We start from the raw sequence: 18,941 nt of genomic DNA, 5'->3' as shown, positions 1-18,941 counted from the left end.
CCCGCCCCTACTGTACTATTTCGCGGACTAACTGTGCCAATCTTTCAGCACTATCAACTACCGCGATCGCACCTGCTTTTTTTCCCATTTGAGCTAACTTTTCAGGTGAATGCAACAAACTTAAAACTTCTTTGGTTAAGATTTCCGCTGTTAATTCTGGTTGGCGAAAGACTAAAGCCGCTCCCGTTGCCCCTAAAACTTGAGCGTTGTAATATTGATGGTCTTCTGCTGCTGTTGGTAGGGGAATAAAAACTGCTGGCTTGCGGGCGATCGCTAATTCCGTTACCGTACCAGCTCCGGCTCTAGCAATAACCAAACTTGCCCGATGCAACAGCCGCGCCATATTGTCATAAAAAGGCAGTGCAATATACTGGGGATGTTTCAAACTTTCCACGTCAGGATCGTTACTTCCCGTCTGATGCACCACCCACGCTCCAGCCTCAAACCAAGCCGCAGCAGACTGACGCACTAACTTGTTGACAGCCACTGCTCCCTGACTACCACCGACAATTAAAATCAGCGGTACGTTATCGGGAATAGGTAGATCTAAAGATGGTAAGGTATCCAGCGCCTCTATTTGAAACTGCGATCGCACGGGCGTACCTGTAAAGATGGTTTTGACTCCTGGTAAATATTTTGCTGCTGGTTCAAACCCAATCGCCACAACACTACACCAACGACTTAAAAAGCGAGTCACTTTACCAGGAATAGCGTTCGATTCGTGCAAAATCACGGGTAAACCAAGCGATCGCGCTGCAATAACGGCTGGAGCCGCAATATATCCACCCGTTGTTAACACCCCCTGAAACTGCCCCTGTTTTAGCAACTGTCGCGCCTGAAAAATAGCAAGGGCAAGTTTAGTCAAAATTCTTACCGTACCCAGTCCCAAGCGTTGCTGAATGCCTTCTACATCGATAGTATGCAAGCGATATTGGGATGGAACTAATTGAGTTTCTAACCGATTTGGAACTCCCAACCACTCAATTTGGTAATCTGGTAACTGTTCCGCCGTCGCGATCGCCGGAAACAAATGTCCCCCAGTGCCACTTGCTGCAATCAATAGTCGCATCCGTGCATCCCCCATTCCCTTCTACCAAGTCAAGACACAGGTTAACCTAAGATAAAGCAAATGATGTCGTTTTTGGTCATTGGTAGTTCACAAGTGACAAATGACAAATGACAACCAACACGAGTTGTTATAACTGCTTCACCAGTTAAATACTTAGGCGATCGTCAATGGGTAAAATCTTGAATTCTCTGTCTGCTTGCTCGTTAGTTCCAGTACTACTAGCACTCTCTGTCACAGTCTCAAGCAACCGTTCCGTTGCCCAAGCTCCAGTACAAACCCCTCCAGCATCCACCCCCACTAATGCGCCTCAGCCTCAGCCACCAGTACCGCTCAACGCACCCGCAGAACTGACAAACATAATTGCGCAAATCGATGCGGCTGCCAACCAACGCAACATTAATGAGGTATTAAAGTTTTATAGCCCCAATTTCACTCATTCCGATGGCTTAACGCGCCAAAGCATGACACAAGCTTTAACTAATTTGTGGAAGAGTTACCCGCAGCTCAAGTATCAGACGCAACTGCAATCGTGGCAACCTCAAGGCAAGGCAATTATTGCAGAGACAGTGACTCAGATTACTGGCACGCAGTCGCAAGCAGTTGGTAATACGCTACTTGATGCCACCATTAGATCCAAACAGCGGTACGAGAACGGTCAAATCGTACAGCAGGAAATTCTTTCCGAGCAAAGTCAAATTAAAACTGGTGACAAACCACCGACAGTAGAGGTCAAGCTACCTCAGCAGGTAAAACCCGGACAGCAATATAACTTTGATGCAGTCGTGCGAGAACCATTAGGTGACGATTATCTCCTCGGTGCGGCGATCGAAGAACCAATTAGACCAGATAATTTCGCAAATCCGGCGCGGGTAGATCTAGAGTTACTTTCATCCGGCGGATTATTTAAGATTGGTCGCGCTCCCATCAAACCCGATCGCTACTGGGTTTCTGCCGTACTTATCCGAGGCGATGGCATGACACTGGTAACTCAGCGCCTTAATGTAGTCGGCAAAAATCCACCTGCGGCGCAGAAGCCATAGAAGAGAGCTGAGGAAGCTGAGGGAGCGATCGGGAGCTGAGGAAGCATTTGGACAATTCTATCTTTCTGACTCCTAGCTCCTTGCTTTTGACTTTTGACTTTTAACTTTTGACTTTTAAGAAAGGAGTATGGTTTCAGTCCGACATCAGATTGTATTAATTACGGGTGCAAGTAGCGGCATTGGTGAAGCGACAGCGCAAATATTTGCCCAAGCTGGTGCTAAGTTAATCTTAGTCGCCCGTCGCCAGGAACGATTGGCACAATTGGCTGACGATCTCAATAAAGAATTTGCCAGCGATATACATACTATGCAGTTGGACGTGCGCGATCGCGCCAGTATAGAATCGGCTTTAGCTCAGTTGCCGTCTGAATTCTCTGCGATCGACATTTTAATTAACAATGCTGGTCTGAGTCGCGGTTTAGACAAACTCTATCAGGGTAGTTACCAAGATTGGGAAGAAATGATCGATACCAATATTAAAGGGTTGCTCTACTTTACCCGCGCGATCGTCCCAGGAATGGTCAGTCGCGGGCGGGGACACGTTGTCAACCTCGGCTCGATCGCGGGACACCAAACTTATCCTAACGGTAATGTCTATTGTGCTACTAAAGCCGCCGTCAAAGCCATTTCTGAAGGCTTAAAACAAGACTTACTGGGGACTCCCGTGCGGGTTACATCCGTCGATCCTGGGATGGTAGAAACAGAATTCAGCCAAGTCCGGTTTCACGACGATACCGAACGAGCAAGTAAAGTGTATCAGGGACTCAAACCCCTCACGCCGGAAGACGTAGCCGATGTCATTTTCTTCTGCGTCACGCGATCGCCCCACGTTAATATCAGCGAAGTTTTGATGATGCCCGTGGATCAATCTAGTTCGACTTTGTTTAATCGTAGTGAGTAGTGGCTAGTGACTAGTGACTAGTGACTAGATATTAAAAACTTAAAAACTCTAGCCACCAACCACCAGCCACTAGCCACTAACAGACGATTAACAAATCGGTCGATTCCCAGGATTCACAGCATGAATGTACTCGCTACCAGAATCGGGCCAGCCGCGTTTGTAGGCTGCTTCTTGGGGTTGACCCCAACCCAGTTGCAGAATAATTTCGAGAAAATTGATATTTTCTGATTTCCATAGAGTCGCCCATTGGGTGCGGTGCAGGATTCTTTCAACATCTCCTGGCGTAATCTGTCGGTAGCCTTTGCCATGATTGATACTGAGGTAAATATCCATTCCTGCCGTGACTTCTCGCCAAAACTCAGCGATCGCCGTCTTATAATCTTTCAAAATCTCTAAATCTTCAGGAACGGCGATTAAGTGGGCATCAACTTCAGGATAGGCGATCGTTTTACCTTTAACCGTCATCTGTCGCCAGACAATGCCAGATACGCCATGTTCTATTTGGTAACGATGTACTGCTGCCTTAAAGTCTTGATAGGCAGTAAATTTTTGCAAGCCTTCGGGTTTGAGATACTTGTCGATCGCAATATTACCCGAAGGTTGCGCCGCCAAGTTGAGCCTTTGTCCCTGGAGACAGGCTTGGCGTTCGGCTGCCAAAATCTCAATTAGCTCCTGTGTAGTGTAGGCTTTTGTCATTAACTAGTGGCTAGTGGCTGGTGGCTAGTGGAACCAGTGACTAGTTGTGGGGCTACTGCCGATCATTTTGCCTAAAAATTCTCATTTTGTCTGCGCAGCTGCAATACATTTTGAGGAGTGAGGAGTGAGGAGTGAGGGGCGAGGTAAAGGACAAGGGAGAGGGGGAGACAAGAGAGCTGAGGGAGCTGAGGGAGCGCAAGGTTGCTGAGGGAGAAAGAAATTTAAAATCTTTACACCCCACACCCCACACCCCACACCCCACACCCCACACCCTACACCTCACACCCTTTCATCACGACCACGCACCACTCTCTTTCCCTCACTCCTCGCTCCTCGCTCCTATTCCGTCACTTCAGAACTAAATTCATTGAAGGAGCGGCGTTTCAACTCAGCCGATTCGGTGCGGGGTAATAAGTCAAACACTTCTCGCAGGGTGTCATCTACTCGTTCGTAAGGAACTTGTCCTGTTTCATTCAGGACGACTTTACCCGCTTTGTCGAATACAATGATTTGCGGGACTGCACCCTTGTAGTAATAGCCAGGTTCGGTGGGCTTGTAGGTCAATTCCGGTAAAATGGTGTCTACATTGACGGGAATGATATCTGTTGCCCGACCATAGAAGGCTTGCATCCGCGATACTGCTGAAGCATACTGCTTACAATCGCTGCAATCGTCTAAGTACAACACTAGCAGCGTGGCGCGATCGCTTGCTGCCATAGATTTTTCTAGCGTTGTTTTTGGTGGTACTAGTGAGGCATTTCCACCATACAACACAAAAACGTTCCCCTCATAATTGTCGTCGTTGATTCCTGCTAGGGCAGAGGGTATTCCCAAGCAGTACGAAAATAGGACGAGTAGTAACAACAATTTAGTCAACGATCGTCTCCATCGACGTGCCGCGTTTGGAGGTGACTGGAGCTGAAAAAAATTCATTGCAGCAAACCTTAGATTTGAGCCAATAGTTCACATCTACCATTAGACTATTTTTTTGCTGTTGGTTGACGGTTGATGATGAGTGGTTTGTGGCTGGTGACTAGTGACTAGAAACGATTCTAGCCACCAGCCACTAGTCACTAGTCACTGATAACTGACCACTGATAAGAGAAATTGATGTTAATTTTATTAACCACATCTATCTTAAGTCGGAAATCAGAATCGTTAGTTTTGATTTAATCTATATAAGAGCCAAGGAGAAGCATGAGCTAAAAATTCCGTCATAGAAATAGAAATTGGAGGTTTGAAGTTGCAAAAATCTGAAAAAGGTGTAGATTCGCGATCGTTCGTTCAATCTGGGTGCTAGTGGTTGACAAGAGCAGTTAATCGATGTATATCAATATATAAACGACATAGTTATTTAGACAGGGCTATTTATACATAGTTACTGAAACTATGGTACTGAAAGTATAGGTATTAAAACTAGGAGTTATTGAAACTATAGTTATTCAGGCATAGCAATCGAGGCTAGGTTATTAAAACTATGTATTAGGTTGCGTCGATTGGTTGAGTAACTAGGAAATATTTCAAATGGACGCAGCCCAATTTCAGCAAGTGGCAAAAGCTCTAGCAGAGCCACGACGATTGGAAATTCTAACAGCGATCGCTACCCATGATGAGCTATCTTGCCGAGAAATAGTCGAGCAGTTTCCTGTATCGCAAGCAACAGTTTCTCATCACATTAAGGAGTTAGTTAAAGTCGGTTTGATCGAAACAAGGCGTGCAGGGCAATACTGTTATTACAGTTTTCGTGCGGAAGTTTTGTCAATTTATATTACTCAGTTACAGCAACTTTTGATAATAAACATTCAACAAAAATCGCCGGAACGAATTTAAGTAACTTGAATTGGGGACAACTCATAATCTCGATCTCGTATAGAAGGGAACTTAAACCTATTACGAATATAACTTTCATCGAAATTACAGGAGTCACTACTTAAGTAATCAAACCGCTAACTGAAAACTTTTTTGTAAAGACGTTAGATGTAACGTCTCTACACTGATAACTGTAGAGTTTGGTATTGACCGATGGATTATTACACAAAGGTGAGGCAATAAGCCAAAATTACAATTCTCTTTAGAGAATTCCTGACTCTTCGTTAGTCAAAACTTTTATTTAGTAAGCTTTCTATTCAATATGGAATCATCAGAACCTAAAGCATCCGTAGCGGACGAGAGAAAACAAGTCCAAGACAGACCCCCAGGTAAACGTAAACCGTGGATGTGGTTACTAGTCGGTCTAATCGCCATCGGTGGCGGAGTTGGACTATGGTATGTACTCGCACCTAAAAATCAAAACCCCAATTCAGCCGCACAGCAGCAACCGCCAACTAAGGTGAGGCTAGCCACCCTAGAATCAGGAGCAGTCAGTGAAAGTAGCGAGTATATTGCCAATTTAGAATCGCGACGATCCGTGACTTTACAGCCGAGAATTGAAGGGCAAGTCTCTCGTATTTTCGTTCGTCCAGGCGATCGCGTCAATCGGGGAGCCAACCTAATTCAAATCGATCCAGAAGAACAACAAGCAGCCGTCAGGAGTTCTAGCGCCGCGATCGCAGCTGCCGAAGCAGAGGTAGCAAATGCCGAAGCAACCCTGAGTTCCCTGCAAGCAGAACGCCTTTCTAACTTGTCGAATGTCAGATTCAACGAAAAAGAATACAAGCGATATTCTGACCTTGCCGACCAGGGAGCAGTTGCGCGATCGGTTGCGGACGATTATACCAACAGAATTGCTACGGCAAAAGCCGAACTCAATGCGATCGACAAACGCATTGCCGCTCAGAAAGCTACCGTAGCTCAACAGGAAAAAGCCTTGGCAGAAGCAAGAGCGAATACCCAAGGACAGGAAGCTCAGCTAAAGTACTACACGATTACCGCACCCTTTGCGGGTACAGTGGGGCGAATTCCGGTCAAAGAGGGGGATTTTGTCAATACATCAACCCAACTCACAAGCGTTACCGAGAACCAACCCCTAGAAGTCAATATTTCCGTACCCATCGAACGGGGACCAGAACTACGTCAGGGAATGCCAGTAGAGCTGCTTGACGGACAAGGCAAGCGTGTAGGGACGAGCAAGGTCTTTTTCATCGCCCCTAACACCGCTACTAATACCCAATCCGTACTCGTCAAATCTCTATTTGAAAATTCCCAAAATCAACTGCGTGCCGACCAATATGTAAGAGCGAGAGTCATTTGGAATCAACGCCAAGGCATTCTCGTTCCCACAACGGCAATTAATCGGATTGGCGGGCAAAACTTCGTCTATGTAGCAGAATCAGCACCACAACAACAGCAGTCTCAACAGGCACAATCGGGACAACCACAATTGATAGCACGGCAAAAACCCGTGAAATTAGGCAGCATTCAAGGTAACAATTACCAGGTTCTCGAAGGACTAAAACCTGGAGAACGAATTATTACTTCAGGACTGCTTAACCTTAGAGACGGCGCACCGATCGCACCAGAATCTTAAGGATACAAGGGAGTCAATGGTCAATAGTTAATGGTCAATGGTTAATAGCAATCAACCATTAACTATTAACTATGAACCACTCCCTACTCCTGTACGGGCGGGTTCACCTGAAATCTTTGCTAGTAGCAAAGCCGCTTGGTAAACCCGCCCCTACAACTACCCTACTCCCTACTCCCTCATGTTTGTTGACTTTTTTATCAAGCGACCAGTTTTTACGAGCGTCTGCGCCATCATTATTTTGCTGGTAGGAGCAATTAGCATTCCTACCCTGCCCGCCGCTCAATATCCTGAAATTGCGCCGCCCCAAGTGCAAGTAACCGCTAACTACGTTGGGGCAAGTGCAGAAGTCGTAGAAGATACAGTAACGACAGTACTAGAACGGGAAATTAACGGCGTTGATGGAATGAGATACATCAATTCCAGTAGCGCCAACGATGGTACGAGTACGATTACAGTCACGTTTGAAGCAGGACGGGATCTCGATATTGCTGCTGTAGACGTGCAAAACCGCGTTTCGATCGCCGAACCGCAGTTGCCGCAAGAAGTGCGTCAAGTCGGCGTGACGGTGACAAAGCAGACCAACAACCTGCTGTTGGGTATGGGTATATTCTCGCCTAACAAACAATATGACAACGTTTTCTTGAGCAACTACGTCGATCTTTATATGGTCGATGCCTTGCAACGAGTCAAGGGCGTGAGCGAGGCGCGGATTTTTGGCGAACGTCGCTATGCTATGCGCCTGTGGCTAGATCCTGATAAACTCGCCAGCCGCAATTTAGCAGCACAAGATGTTGTCGATGCCGTCGAAGAACAAAACTTGCAAGTAGGCGCAGGGCAAATCGGTCAACCACCTACAGAAGACGGGCAGCAATATCAAATTGACTTGCGGGCTGTGGGTAGACTTGTTGACGTGTCCCAATTTGAGGACATGGTAATCTCGACCGCACCAGACGGAACCCTGATTAAGTTGAGCGATGTAGGACGGGTAGAATTGGGGGCGCAAAACTACAGTTCGTTCCTGCGGTATCGGGGTCAAGAGGCTGTAGGGATCGGGATCTTTCCGATTCCAGGTAGCAACGATTTGGAGGTGGCGCGAAATGTTAAAGCCGAAATGGAACGGCTATCTCAACAATTTCCGCCAGGGATGGAATATCAGGTAGCCTATGACACGACCTTATTTGTAGAAGAGTCCCTCAAAGAAGTCATTATTACGCTGCTCATGTCTGTGGCGCTGGTAATTGCGGTGATTTACCTGTTCTTACAGGATTGGCGCACGACTTTGATTCCGGTTGTGACAATTCCTCTAGCTTTGATCGGCACGTTTGCTTTTGTTAAAGCGTTCAATTTCTCGATTAACTCCTTGACGTTGTTCGGTTTAACCCTTGCTACAGGGATGGTAGTAGACGATGCGATCGTTGTTGTGGAAGATATCTCTCGCTTGATTCAAGATGAGGGAATGCCACCGCGTCAAGCAGCATCAGAGGCGATGCACGAATTGTTTGGGGCAGTCATTGCGACTTCATTGGTACTGATGGCGGTGTTTGTCCCCGTCGCCTTTTTCCCCGGAGCCACAGGACAAATCTATCGGCAATTCGCGCTGACGATCGCCTTCTCAATTACAATTTCTACCTTCTTGGCGCTGACCCTCACGCCTTCGCTGGCAGGCTTGTTGCTGCGACAAAAACCACCTGCACGGGGTCCCATTGCTTGGGTGTTTGGCAAATTTAATCGCTTCCTTGATTGGACGCGGCACAAGTACGAGCGATCGCTCGACTTTTTAACGCGGATCAAACCCATCGTACTAGGAATATTTGTCGTCTTCTTGGGATTGACAGCATGGTTGTATCAAATTGTCCCCACCGGATTTTTACCGGATGAAGACCAAGGCTATTTCATTACCCTAATTCAAGGACCCGAAGGCGCTTCACTGAACTACACCAGCGACGTGATGCGGAAAATAGAAACTGAGTATTTGAAATTACCTGAAGTCAAGGCAACTTTTGCCGTTGGTGGTTTCGGAATTGGTGGTACGGGTAATACCGCTAACAGAGGGGCAATTTTTACCCCGCTCGTACCTTGGGGCGAACGTCCTGGCGCAAATCAATCGGCAGAAGCTCTGATTAATCGGATGCGCGGTGTTGTATCCCAATTTCCCGAAGCGAGGATTCTACCTGTAAATCCGCCTGCAATTCGCGGTTTGGGTAGCGTCAGCGGTTTCCAATATCAACTCCAAGACCGTCAGGGAAATCTCCCCCTCAACGATCTTGTCGGTGTAATGCAACAATTGATGCAACGCGGCAATCAAACCCCAGGATTGTCGGCTGTCTTCAGTACTTTTGGGGCAAACGCGCCGCAAATGGAAATCGAGATCGATCGCAACAAAGCCAAAGCCTTACAAGTTGATGTAGACGAGATTTTAAATACCCTGCAAACATACATGGGTTCGCGCTACGTCAACGATTTCAACCTGCAACGACGGACTTATCGAGTCTACGTCCAAGCCGACAAGCAGTTTCGCTCGAATCCAGAAGATATCGGCAAACTGTACGTGCGATCGAATCAAGACGATCCCGACCAGCGGCAGATGATTCCTCTGAGCAACTTGGTGAAAGTTACACCCACTACTGGGGCGCAGTCAATCACCCACTACAACCTCTTTCGGTCGATCGAACTCAACGGTTCTGCGGCTCCTGGCTTCAGCACCGGACAAGCAATGGATGCAATGGCAAAACTGTCAGCGGAGATTCTCCCAGCTAGTATGGGTTACGAGTGGTCGGGTATTTCCTTAGATGAGACAGAATCGGGGGGTCAAGCGCCAATTATCTTTGCTTTAGGTTTGGTCTTCGTATTCTTGGTATTGGCAGCTCAGTACGAGAATTACGTCGATCCCTTCATCATTATGCTGGCGGTTCCTTTAGCAATTTTCGGAGCCTTGTTAGCTCAGAATCTGCGCGGTCTACCGAATGATGTTTACTGTCAAGTGGGTTTGGTGATGTTGATCGGATTGGCAAGTAAAAACTCAATTCTGATTGTAGAATTTGCCAACCAACTGCGCGATCGCGGACTGTCAATTACGCAAGCAGCGATTCAAGCAGCTCAGGAACGCTTGCGACCGATTTTGATGACCGCTCTTTCTACCTTGTTGGGGATATTCCCCTTAGTCATTGCTGTAGGTGCAGGAGCGAAAAGCCGTCAAGCGTTGGGTACGGCAGTATTTGGTGGCATGTTCGTGGCAACGTTCTTGAGTTTGTTCGTCGTGCCAGTACTGTACATTATTATCAGTAACTTGCGCGATCGCTTTCAATCGCGTCGTCCACCTCAGCCACCTCAGCAGTTGGAACCCAGCGATACAGAACCAAGAGTTGCTTCTGAAAGCCGCTGATATTGTTTTGCCATAAAGCTGTCGTTAGGATGAGGCGTTTTGGGTTTCGGGGCGATCGCGGTATACTATTGCAAATTATTATCACTCAAGTCAATCTGCGATCTTGACGTAGACCCACCATGACTTTGATTTTCAACCAATTCGACTTGGATGAACTGCACGCTCAGGCTCCTGTTACTTGTCCTGACAACATAATTTTGGATGAGTTTGAGGAACTGACGGGAGTGCCAGAGCAACTAGGGTGGGGCTACGGTCGGGAGATAGAATTGTTGCCTGGTGTGTGGTTAAATTTCGCGGATCTTGAATATCGCCAAGATTTAGAGGTGAAGGTATCCGCTCACGAGCATCCGATTCAGATGACAATTTTTCTGTCAGGTTTTCTAGACTGCGATCTTCATCCCACATTCGACAGGACTTGCAGCTATTTTTCGGGCAGCGGGATTTCGCCTGCATATCTGGAGCGATGGCGAAGTCCACAGCGTTCAACCTTTGTCGATATCGAGATTGAGCCAGACGTGCTGGAATCGTTTTTTCTCAACGATCGACAACGGCAGTCCAATGCGGTGAAGCAATTGTTCAAAGGGGAAGATTGGAAGGTTTCATTTTATCCTAAAGTCACCCCAGCAATGCGATCGCTGGCTCTCCAGATGTGGAATGCGCCTTATCGGGGGGCAGCAAAACGGATGTACCTTCAAGGGAAGGTGTTTGAATTGTTGGCGATGCATCTCGATCTAATCTCGGAAGATGGGGCGCGAAATCAATCTGTACCGAGTTTGAAACCAGAGGCGATCGAACGGTTGCACTATGCAAAGGAAATTTTGACGACACAATTTGCTCATCCCCTTTCGTTACCGGAGTTGGCACGGCAAGTCGGGTTAACCCCTCGTTCTCTCCAACGTGGGTTTCAAACGCTATTCAGCATGACAGTAATGTGCTATTTGCAGCAGCGACGACTGGAGCAGGCGGAACAGTTATTGCGTCAGGGCGATCGCACGGTGGCTGAGGTGGCGATGCGGGTTGGTTATGGGCATTTGGGAAATTTTGCCAGCGCGTTTAAGCGGCGGTTTGGGATTACACCCAGTCAATGTCTGGCAGGAAAACGACTGATCGCAGCAGACTGAGTATCGCGATCGCGCTTGGATCTGTCGTTTTTTCGATCGTCGTTGTCGTTTTTTTGATAGACAGGGCTAGAGCAACTTCTTTACACTACTTTTCACGACTTATTAGAAGTAATTGGCAATAGAGTAGTTGAGTAGGTGGAAGGAGTTGGCGATGATCCTACGGTTGTCGGTGCGGTTACTGTTGGCGATCGTAGTGGCAGGTAGTGCGATCGCTGTTTTGCTCGGCACTCCGGCAAAAGGCGAGGAGGTAGGGGAGAATAATCGAGAAGTCAACAATAATATTCCTCAACTGAGTGAAGTCGAGCTTCCGGCGACAAGCGATCGAATGTTGGTACAGTCGCCAACCAACCCACCTGCAACACCAGGGGAAATTGTATCAATTACGGGAGTTCAGGTAAATCCCACTGATAAAGGTGTGGAGATAATTTTACAAACCACTCAAGGAAAGGTGCTTCAGCCTGTAACTCTAGTTTTGGGTAGATCGTATATTGCGAATATTCCCAACGCCGTGCTAGCTCTACCCCAAGGGAGAGAGTTTCGTCAAGATAACCCTGCAAGCGGAATTACTCGCGTGGCTGTGACTCAGGCTACTGCTAATAGTATTCGAGTGGTGGTGACAGGGGAAACAGCTTTGCCGCAAGTGCAGTTGTATGATTCTCCAGGTGAAGGGTTGATTTTTAGCTTCACGCCAGGTACATCCACCGCTCAACCCACAGTTGAAGATGAGCAGAGGGAAATTGTGGTGACAGGGGAGCAGGATGAGGGCTACAACCCATCTAGCGCAACCACAGCAACGCGCACGGATACACCGTTACGGGATATTCCTCAATCAATTCATAGCAGTTCTCAATTGAGTGAGATAAAGTAAAGAGGAGAACTAGCATAAAGTTTTAGCCCAAGAATGAAGGCATACTCAAATGACTTTCGCGCCAAAATTGTCGAGACTCATTTAAAGGAAAAAACCTCAATTGTCAAAACAGCTCAACGTTTCAATGTGAGTTATAGCTTTGTCTGGAAACTGTTGAGGCGTTACGAGCAAACAGGAGAAGTACAGCCACGTCCGCATGGAGGTGGGCAATCGCCAAAGCTTACAAGAGAACAAGTTGAACAAGTGGAGCAGTTAGTCGAAGCCAAAAACGATGCCACTTTAGAGGAATTATCTCACCAACTTTACGAACAAATTGGCATCAGAATCAGTCGAGCCACAATGGGGCGAATTGTCCAGAAACTACAATTGACCAGAAAAAAAAAGTCCCTCCATGCCAGTGAAGCCAAAAGTGAGCGAGTTCAGAAGTTGAGAGTGGAATATTGGACAACTATTGGGGAAGTTAAACTGGCTGACTTGATTTTTATTGATGAGTCTGGGGTGAATTTAGCGATGACACGTCGTTATGCTAGAGCAAAAAAGGGACAACGGGCTTATGGTGAGTGCCCTATTCAGCGAGGGCAAAATGTGACTATGATTGGTGCACTATCTTTGAAGGGCTTCCTTGCTCCTCTGACGTTTGCTGGTTGGACTGATACGACCACCTTCAAATTTTACGTCAACCAGGTTTTAGTCCCCCAACTCTGGTCAGGAGCTTGTGTAGTGATGGATAATTTGCCAGCTCATAAAGTTGCTGCAATTCGAGAAGCAATCGAAGCAGCTGGAGCCAGATTAGTTTACCTTTCTCCCTCTTCTCCTGACTTTAACCCGATTGAAAATTGCTGGTCTAAAGTGAAAGAATATTTGCGCTCTTTCGCAGCTCGAACTTATTCTGAACTCGACGAAGCTATGACAAAAGCAATCGCTACTATTACCTTGCAAGATATTATTGGATGGTTCACCCACTGCTGTTACTATATTCCATCCAATTGAGAACCGCTATCAAGTTGTACCGCAGGAGGTGTTGCGCGATCGCAATGTCAGAAACATCAATGAGGCAGTGGAAACCGTTAGTGGTGTTCTTGACGCTGGGGATGGTGGAATCTTCAGAATCTTCAGAGGATTTTCAACAACTGCAACATCGCAATTGCGAAATGGCTATCGAATAGGAGATAGCTATTCGCTTATTCCAGACGAACCTACTGTGGCGATCGAGCAAGTGGAAGTACTGAAGGGACCAAGCTCCGTCTTGTTTGGGGCTTTAGAACCTGGTGGAGTCATCAACACTATCACCAAAAAGCCTCTGCGGGAGCCTTATTACAGGCTCGGTTTTGAAGCAGGTAATCGGGGATTTTATCAGCCAAGCATTGATTTATCGGGTCCACTGACTGCCGATCGAAATGCTCTCTATCGATTCATTGCTGCTTATAATGGTTCGGATGGTTATTTTGAAGGTGGCGGCAAGAACAATACGTTAATCGCACCTTCAATGACCTTGAATTTGGGCGATCAAACAAGCCTAGATTTATACTATGAATACAGTAAATACGCCGGAGATCTGTATGGTGGTCTCTTCACGGCGGCACTCAGTGATGGTAGTCTTCTACCTAGAGGCGTTAATGTCTGGGGTAATCCAGATCTGACCTATGACGACAGGCAAAGTCATAAGTATGGCTTCGAGCTTAAGCATAACTTTAACGACAACTTGCAGCTTCGCAGCGCTTTTTCTGTCAACAACTTTAGCGTTCCAGAGCAAAGATTTGCCGTTCCCATTGAGATCGTGGACGATCGTTTTGTAGAGTTTTTATTCCTCGATCGTACCGGTTCAAATGACGTTTATTTTGGACAGATCGACTTAGTTGGAAAGTTCAACACAGGTTCAATCTCACACCAACTTTTAGTGGGCTTCGATTATGAGCGTGCCTTTGAAAAGGGGGAATCTTTTACCAGTCAAACACCGCTACCTCCTCTAAATTTGCTTAACCCAAACTACAATGTTGCAAGACCCACCGATTTGATCCGAGATGGTAAGACCGAGTGGCTGACTCAATCTTACGGGGTCTACCTTCAGGATCAGATTGCTTTTACTGATAACTTGAAGCTACTGCTCGGCGGTCGCTATGATTGGGCATCCGATGCATATGAAAATCTCATTAATGACACTGACGAGCCAGAGCAAAATGATGGTGCTTTCAGCCCGCGCATTGGGTTAGTGTATCAGCCCAGCGATATAGTTTCTCTCTATGCCAGCTATAGCCGCTCTTTTCTCCAGACCACAGCATTCAATCCACGTCAGGCATTTAAACCAACTAGAGGGACTCAGTATGAAGTTGGGATTAAAACAGACTTTCTAGATAGAAGGCTTTCAGCAACCTTAGCCGCCTATCACCTTACGAAAACCAATGTGACCACAACCGATCCAGTTAACCCAACATTTTCGATTCAAACTGGGGAGCAACGGAGTCAAGGGATTGAACTAGATGTTACAGGTGAGATTTTACCTGGATGGAAGGCGATCGCTTCGTACGCTTACACGGATGCAGAAATCACCAAAGATAACACCTTTACGGTTGGCAATCGACGCAATAATGTACCCTATAATCAAGCCAGCCTGTGGACAACCTATGAGATCCAGCAGGGCAATCTCCAAGGTTTAGGATTTGGATTGGGTTTGTTTTATGTGGGAGAGAGACAAGGCGATTTAGATAACTCCTTTACATTAGATGATTACTTGCGTACCGATGCGGCACTTTACTATCGTCGAGATGAATTTAGAGCAGCAATTAATATTCGTAATTTATTTGATACAGACTATGCTAGCTTCTCAGATAGCAGAACTTATGTCCAAAGAGGTGCGCCTTTTACAATCACAGGCTCGGTCAACTGGGAGTTTTAACAGATAAGCATTGGTAGTCATTAATTGATTGCGGACAACCAAGAAAATGAGTGCGCTCCGAAACGCAATGTATCGTTCGATCAAGCCATTTTTACTAATGGCTTTATCCTTTATTTTGGTTATAGCTTGTCACCAACATGTCATCCAAAAATCTGATATCTTAACTAGAGATTTAGAAGGTTCTGCTAAATGTCGAATCGTCCAACACGATCTTGGGGAAACTTGTATTCTTATTCGCCCACGAAGAATTATTGTACTAGATGAATATACTCTTCTCGATCCTGTATTGGCGCTAGGCATCAAGCCAGTTGGCTTTACTCCTTGTTTTATCTGCATATCTCCGAATACCCGTAAATTTGTTGCAGATACTCCTAGCGTGGGTGATATTGCAAGCCCCTCATTGGAGAAAATTTTAAGTCTGAAGCCCGATCTGATTTTAGGACTGAAATGGCAAGAAAATTTCTATCCTCTACTGTCTAAGATTGCGCCTACAGTAATGATAGATCCTGAAACTAGGGGATTTAAGAAAGCACTAACATACTTAGCAGAAATTCTGGATAGAAGCGATCGAGTCGAGAGAATTTTAGCTGAGTATAATAGGCAAATTCAAAAATTTCGGCAAAAGTTAGGCAAAAAACTGAAAACTAAGACAGTATCTATAATTTACCTTCCTAGTTCTGGAACATTTGTTGTTCATAGACCGGAATTTACTGTTTATGGTCAAGTTATGAGCGATGCAGGGATACAATTTATTCCTGCTTATAAGGATCTAAAGAATGATGGTTACAACACATTAAGCATTGAAACCTTGTCTGACTGGGATGCTGATTTTTTGTTTATTTTAGCGAATTATGAAAGAGACTCTAAAAACCTCAAATCATTATCGTTCTTGAAAGAACCGATCTGGTCAACATTGAAAGCTGTGCAGAATAAACAAGTCTATGGAGTGAGTTGGGATGTATCAGGTCCAATTACGGCTAATCAATTTATTGATGACCTCTATGAGTATTTCATCAACAAGAATTGATTCCCTGGCGATTTATGATAGGTGCGATCGCAATCTTGCGTAGGTTGGGTAAAGAAAAACGAAACCCAACAGAACTGACTAGAAAAACTAATAAATTCCCAACTACCATAAACAACTTAACTATGTATCGGCGATCGCGTAACTACTCCCTTGGAGAGTATCGCTCGGATTAAATCCCACTCTATATTTGATTTGCAATTACTATCAACAAATTACTAATTATTGGCGATCGCTTCTAACCAAGCCTGCAAATCAGCCATGCTGGTAAAATCAAGCAACGCTTCCCCCAAATTCTCCAATTGTTCCAGGGGAAGAGATTCGATGCGCTGACGAACTTCTTGTGGTAATTCTCCCACCCGACGGGTTAATAGGCGCAAAACGAGCGATTGTCCTTCTGCTCTCCGTCCTCTTTGTTCTCCTTCTTCGCTAATTTCTCGGTAAACTCGTGTTTCTTGGAGTGTAATACCTAGCATCTCTTCTACCTCCCGTTGGCTCTTATCTTCAAACTTGTACACCATTATCGTCGTCAGTAAATCTATTATGGCGCGATCATCGGTTTGAGGTGCTTGTTGTTGACTCCTGGCAAGCAAATACCTGGCTTCCTCGGTGGCGCGATTTTCCTCCAAGGTAGTCAATACCATCAACGCCACCCATACAGGTAAGGAGCGAATATCTCCCAACTCATCCAAATATATCTGATGTACTTGCCCACCATTAAGGAACGAGCGATGGGGATAAATCTCGCTTTGTTCAAGGCTACGAGATGGGTAAATGATTACAGCTTGCCAATCGCTAAATCTGCCACGGTTGCGGTAAAAATATAATGAAGATTCGGCAATTACTCTTTCATAAAGCTGTTCGTCTTTCTGGAACTGTACCTCACAGAAATACACTACACCTGAAGTTTGATTTTCTGGTGGTAAAAACACCCCATCAATTTCAAATTTTGGCTCTTTGACAGCTACTGAGTCAAACCGATATGCCTCTGCATTTGCTGGCGGATTTGTCAACAGTTCAAATAATAAAGTAGGAGATTGTTGAAAGAGTTTATAAAAAATCGAATCACGTCGCATGACAATACTTCTCGGTTAAGCCTTAAGCAGAGTTGGGAATCGCAAAAATAAGTTGCGGTCGTTGGGTTTCCCGCTCGAGATGATGTCGCTTCTTGGCAGGAAACTTTGACCTGGGCTTTTTGACCACTCTCGGATTGACTCTGCCTTGAGGGGGTGGAATTTGAGCATCGAGAATCTCGCGCATCAACCAACTCCAAAAAGGGGAAGTTCATCAGGGGAGACCACTTGAAATTTAGCTACGGCTCGACGCAAAACGTGCAACGTGCCAGTAAAGCTCAAGCACAACGGTGAGATACCTTCTAGTTGTGCCGCTTGCACCATTAACGAACGCACTGCCCAATGCCCGAGCAATAACCCGTAAACCTCCTGCACCACCTCACGGGGCTTGAGCGAACGAATCGGCACCTTGCGTCCAAGTAAATGCGTTTTGACTTCATCTATCGTCGTTTCCACTTGCCACCGTTGATGATATTGCTCGGCTAACAACAGGGCAGGAAACTGTTGCCGGTCGAGCAAGCTGGTAATCAGTCGGTAACTTTGTTGCTGTTCAGGTTGTTGGGCATTGTCAATGGTGTACTCAATCACCCGCACTTGCATTCGGGTTGCTCCTTTTTTCTTTGATTTCCGGTCTGGATAAATCCAACTGAGATAGGAGCCATCCGAGAGCACTTGCTCGACTTCAAACTTGACATTGGCAGGCACTCGTCCCAAGTAATGTCCTCCCCGTGCCACGGTTGCTTGCACCATTGCAAACGAATGCAGTCCTCGGTCCCACATCAGCAGCATTCCTGTGCCAATCGCTCGCAGCAGTCGCAGTGCCCGTCGTCGTTCCCCCATGCGATACGGGCAGATAAGCGCATCAGTAATCAAATGCGTTCCTGCTTCAATTAACAGTACCAGTCGCACTTTGGGAAATGCCGCCTGATGACCAAAGCGAGTTCCGGGATAGCCAAACACCCGTGCATTGGCTTTGCTGTCTGGGATATCCAGCAATGTGCCATCCACTGCCATCAATCGCAACCCGCCTAGAAATGCCCCAGGTGTTTCTGCTGTGGCTAACGGTCGCACCACTTGCTCAAATAACTGCCGCATCACCTGGCATCCCAACTTGGCTCGTGCCTCACTGATTGAGGCACTGTTGGGCACTTTCCAATACTGCGCTAAGCGTGTCCATTGCACACTGAGCCCATCCACCAAGTTCTTGAGCACCTCTCGCATCGCTGCTTTCGACCAAAAGCTGAAGGCGATGACTAAGCACACGACCAAGTGAGCAGGCAGTTTCCGTTGTCGTTGACTTTGGCAATGACTCTTAGCGATTGTCTGATGAATTAACTCGATAGGAATGACAGTTTCAATCGCTTTGAACACTTGTCCTGCTCCAATCGTGGGACTAATCAGGGTGAAT

The 18,941-nt window shown here is 46.3% G+C and carries 16 protein-coding genes; 11 read left to right on the top strand and 5 right to left on the bottom strand.

Translation table 11 applies throughout. The features are described from left to right. Positions 1-7: 7 nt before the first annotated feature. Positions 8-1,084, bottom strand: coding sequence for an undecaprenyldiphospho-muramoylpentapeptide beta-N-acetylglucosaminyltransferase (gene murG / locus QH73_RS08060; protein WP_039716830.1), 1,077 nt, complete (start codon positions 1,082-1,084; stop codon positions 8-10). A 152-nt stretch (positions 1,085-1,236) separates the two neighbouring features. Between murG and QH73_RS08055 the strand changes: the two genes are divergently transcribed. Next, positions 1,237-2,109, top strand: coding sequence for a DUF8623 domain-containing protein (locus QH73_RS08055; RefSeq protein ID WP_039716831.1), 873 nt, complete (start codon positions 1,237-1,239; stop codon positions 2,107-2,109). Positions 2,110-2,236: 127 nt separating this feature from the next. Then, positions 2,237-3,010 carry an SDR family oxidoreductase gene (locus QH73_RS08050; protein ID WP_039716832.1) on the top strand — a complete coding sequence of 258 codons (774 nt, stop codon included), beginning with the start codon at positions 2,237-2,239 and terminating at the stop codon, positions 3,008-3,010. 87 nt (positions 3,011-3,097) lie between these two features. On the opposite strand, the gene QH73_RS08045 is transcribed toward QH73_RS08050, so the two are convergent. Continuing rightward, positions 3,098-3,706 carry a hypothetical protein gene (locus QH73_RS08045; protein ID WP_039716833.1) on the bottom strand — a complete coding sequence of 203 codons (609 nt, stop codon included), beginning with the start codon at positions 3,704-3,706 and terminating at the stop codon, positions 3,098-3,100. 131 nt (positions 3,707-3,837) lie between these two features. Here QH73_RS08045 and QH73_RS08040 point away from each other — a divergent pair, with 131 nt between their 5' ends. Further along, entirely contained in the window at positions 3,838-4,068 is a 231-nt protein-coding gene (locus QH73_RS08040) for a hypothetical protein (RefSeq protein WP_132866819.1), read from the top strand. Here QH73_RS08040 and QH73_RS08035 read toward each other — a convergent pair. Then, positions 4,046-4,639 (bottom strand): thylakoid membrane photosystem I accumulation factor, encoded by a 594-nt coding sequence (locus QH73_RS08035; RefSeq protein ID WP_039716834.1) that lies wholly within the window; start codon positions 4,637-4,639, stop codon positions 4,046-4,048. The genes QH73_RS08040 and QH73_RS08035 overlap by 23 nt on opposite strands. A gap of 591 nt (positions 4,640-5,230) precedes the next feature. On the opposite strand from QH73_RS08035, the gene QH73_RS08030 reads away from it, so the two are divergent. The 8 genes from QH73_RS08030 to QH73_RS07995 all read left to right on the top strand — a co-directional run bounded on the left by QH73_RS08030 (position 5,231) and on the right by QH73_RS07995 (position 16,463). Then, the gene (locus QH73_RS08030; protein WP_052290191.1) at positions 5,231-5,536 is read left to right on the top strand and encodes an ArsR/SmtB family transcription factor; all 306 of its coding nucleotides are present in this window, start codon (positions 5,231-5,233) and stop codon (positions 5,534-5,536) included. Positions 5,537-5,837: 301 nt separating this feature from the next. Then, positions 5,838-7,172 carry an efflux RND transporter periplasmic adaptor subunit gene (locus tag QH73_RS08025; protein WP_039716835.1) on the top strand — a complete coding sequence of 445 codons (1,335 nt, stop codon included), beginning with the start codon at positions 5,838-5,840 and terminating at the stop codon, positions 7,170-7,172. Positions 7,173-7,350: 178 nt separating this feature from the next. Then, the gene (locus tag QH73_RS08020) at positions 7,351-10,554 is read left to right on the top strand and encodes an efflux RND transporter permease subunit (protein ID WP_039716836.1); all 3,204 of its coding nucleotides are present in this window, start codon (positions 7,351-7,353) and stop codon (positions 10,552-10,554) included. 119 nt (positions 10,555-10,673) lie between these two features. Beyond that, the gene (locus QH73_RS08015) at positions 10,674-11,675 is read left to right on the top strand and encodes a helix-turn-helix transcriptional regulator (protein WP_039716837.1); all 1,002 of its coding nucleotides are present in this window, start codon (positions 10,674-10,676) and stop codon (positions 11,673-11,675) included. 151 nt (positions 11,676-11,826) lie between these two features. Then, the gene (locus QH73_RS08010) at positions 11,827-12,543 is read left to right on the top strand and encodes an AMIN domain-containing protein (RefSeq protein WP_039716838.1); all 717 of its coding nucleotides are present in this window, start codon (positions 11,827-11,829) and stop codon (positions 12,541-12,543) included. Between the two features lie 33 nt (positions 12,544-12,576). Then, on the top strand, positions 12,577-13,533 hold the full coding sequence (locus QH73_RS08005) for an IS630 family transposase (protein ID WP_039719355.1): 957 nt from the start codon (positions 12,577-12,579) through the stop codon (positions 13,531-13,533). Then, positions 13,490-15,436 (top strand): TonB-dependent siderophore receptor, encoded by a 1,947-nt coding sequence (locus QH73_RS08000; protein WP_201278047.1) that lies wholly within the window; start codon positions 13,490-13,492, stop codon positions 15,434-15,436. Before QH73_RS08005 ends, QH73_RS08000 begins: the two co-directional genes overlap by 44 nt. A 67-nt stretch (positions 15,437-15,503) precedes the next feature. Further along, a complete protein-coding gene (locus QH73_RS07995) occupies positions 15,504-16,463 on the top strand; it encodes an ABC transporter substrate-binding protein (protein ID WP_039716839.1) in 960 nt (319 codons plus the stop codon). A 215-nt stretch (positions 16,464-16,678) separates the two neighbouring features. On the opposite strand, the gene QH73_RS07990 is transcribed toward QH73_RS07995, so the two are convergent. Together QH73_RS07990 and QH73_RS07985 are read right to left on the bottom strand one after the other, a co-directional pair. Beyond that, positions 16,679-17,536 (bottom strand): Rpn family recombination-promoting nuclease/putative transposase, encoded by an 858-nt coding sequence (locus QH73_RS07990; RefSeq protein WP_039716840.1) that lies wholly within the window; start codon positions 17,534-17,536, stop codon positions 16,679-16,681. Between the two features lie 183 nt (positions 17,537-17,719). Beyond that, a complete protein-coding gene (locus QH73_RS07985; RefSeq protein WP_309476474.1) occupies positions 17,720-18,865 on the bottom strand; it encodes an IS4 family transposase in 1,146 nt (381 codons plus the stop codon). Positions 18,866-18,941 lie beyond the last annotated feature (76 nt).

It is taken from the genome of Scytonema millei VB511283 (assembly GCF_000817735.3).
Lineage (GTDB): Bacteria > Cyanobacteriota > Cyanobacteriia > Cyanobacteriales > Chroococcidiopsidaceae > Chroococcidiopsis > Chroococcidiopsis millei_B.
This window is presented reverse-complemented; position numbering and strand designations above follow the sequence as displayed.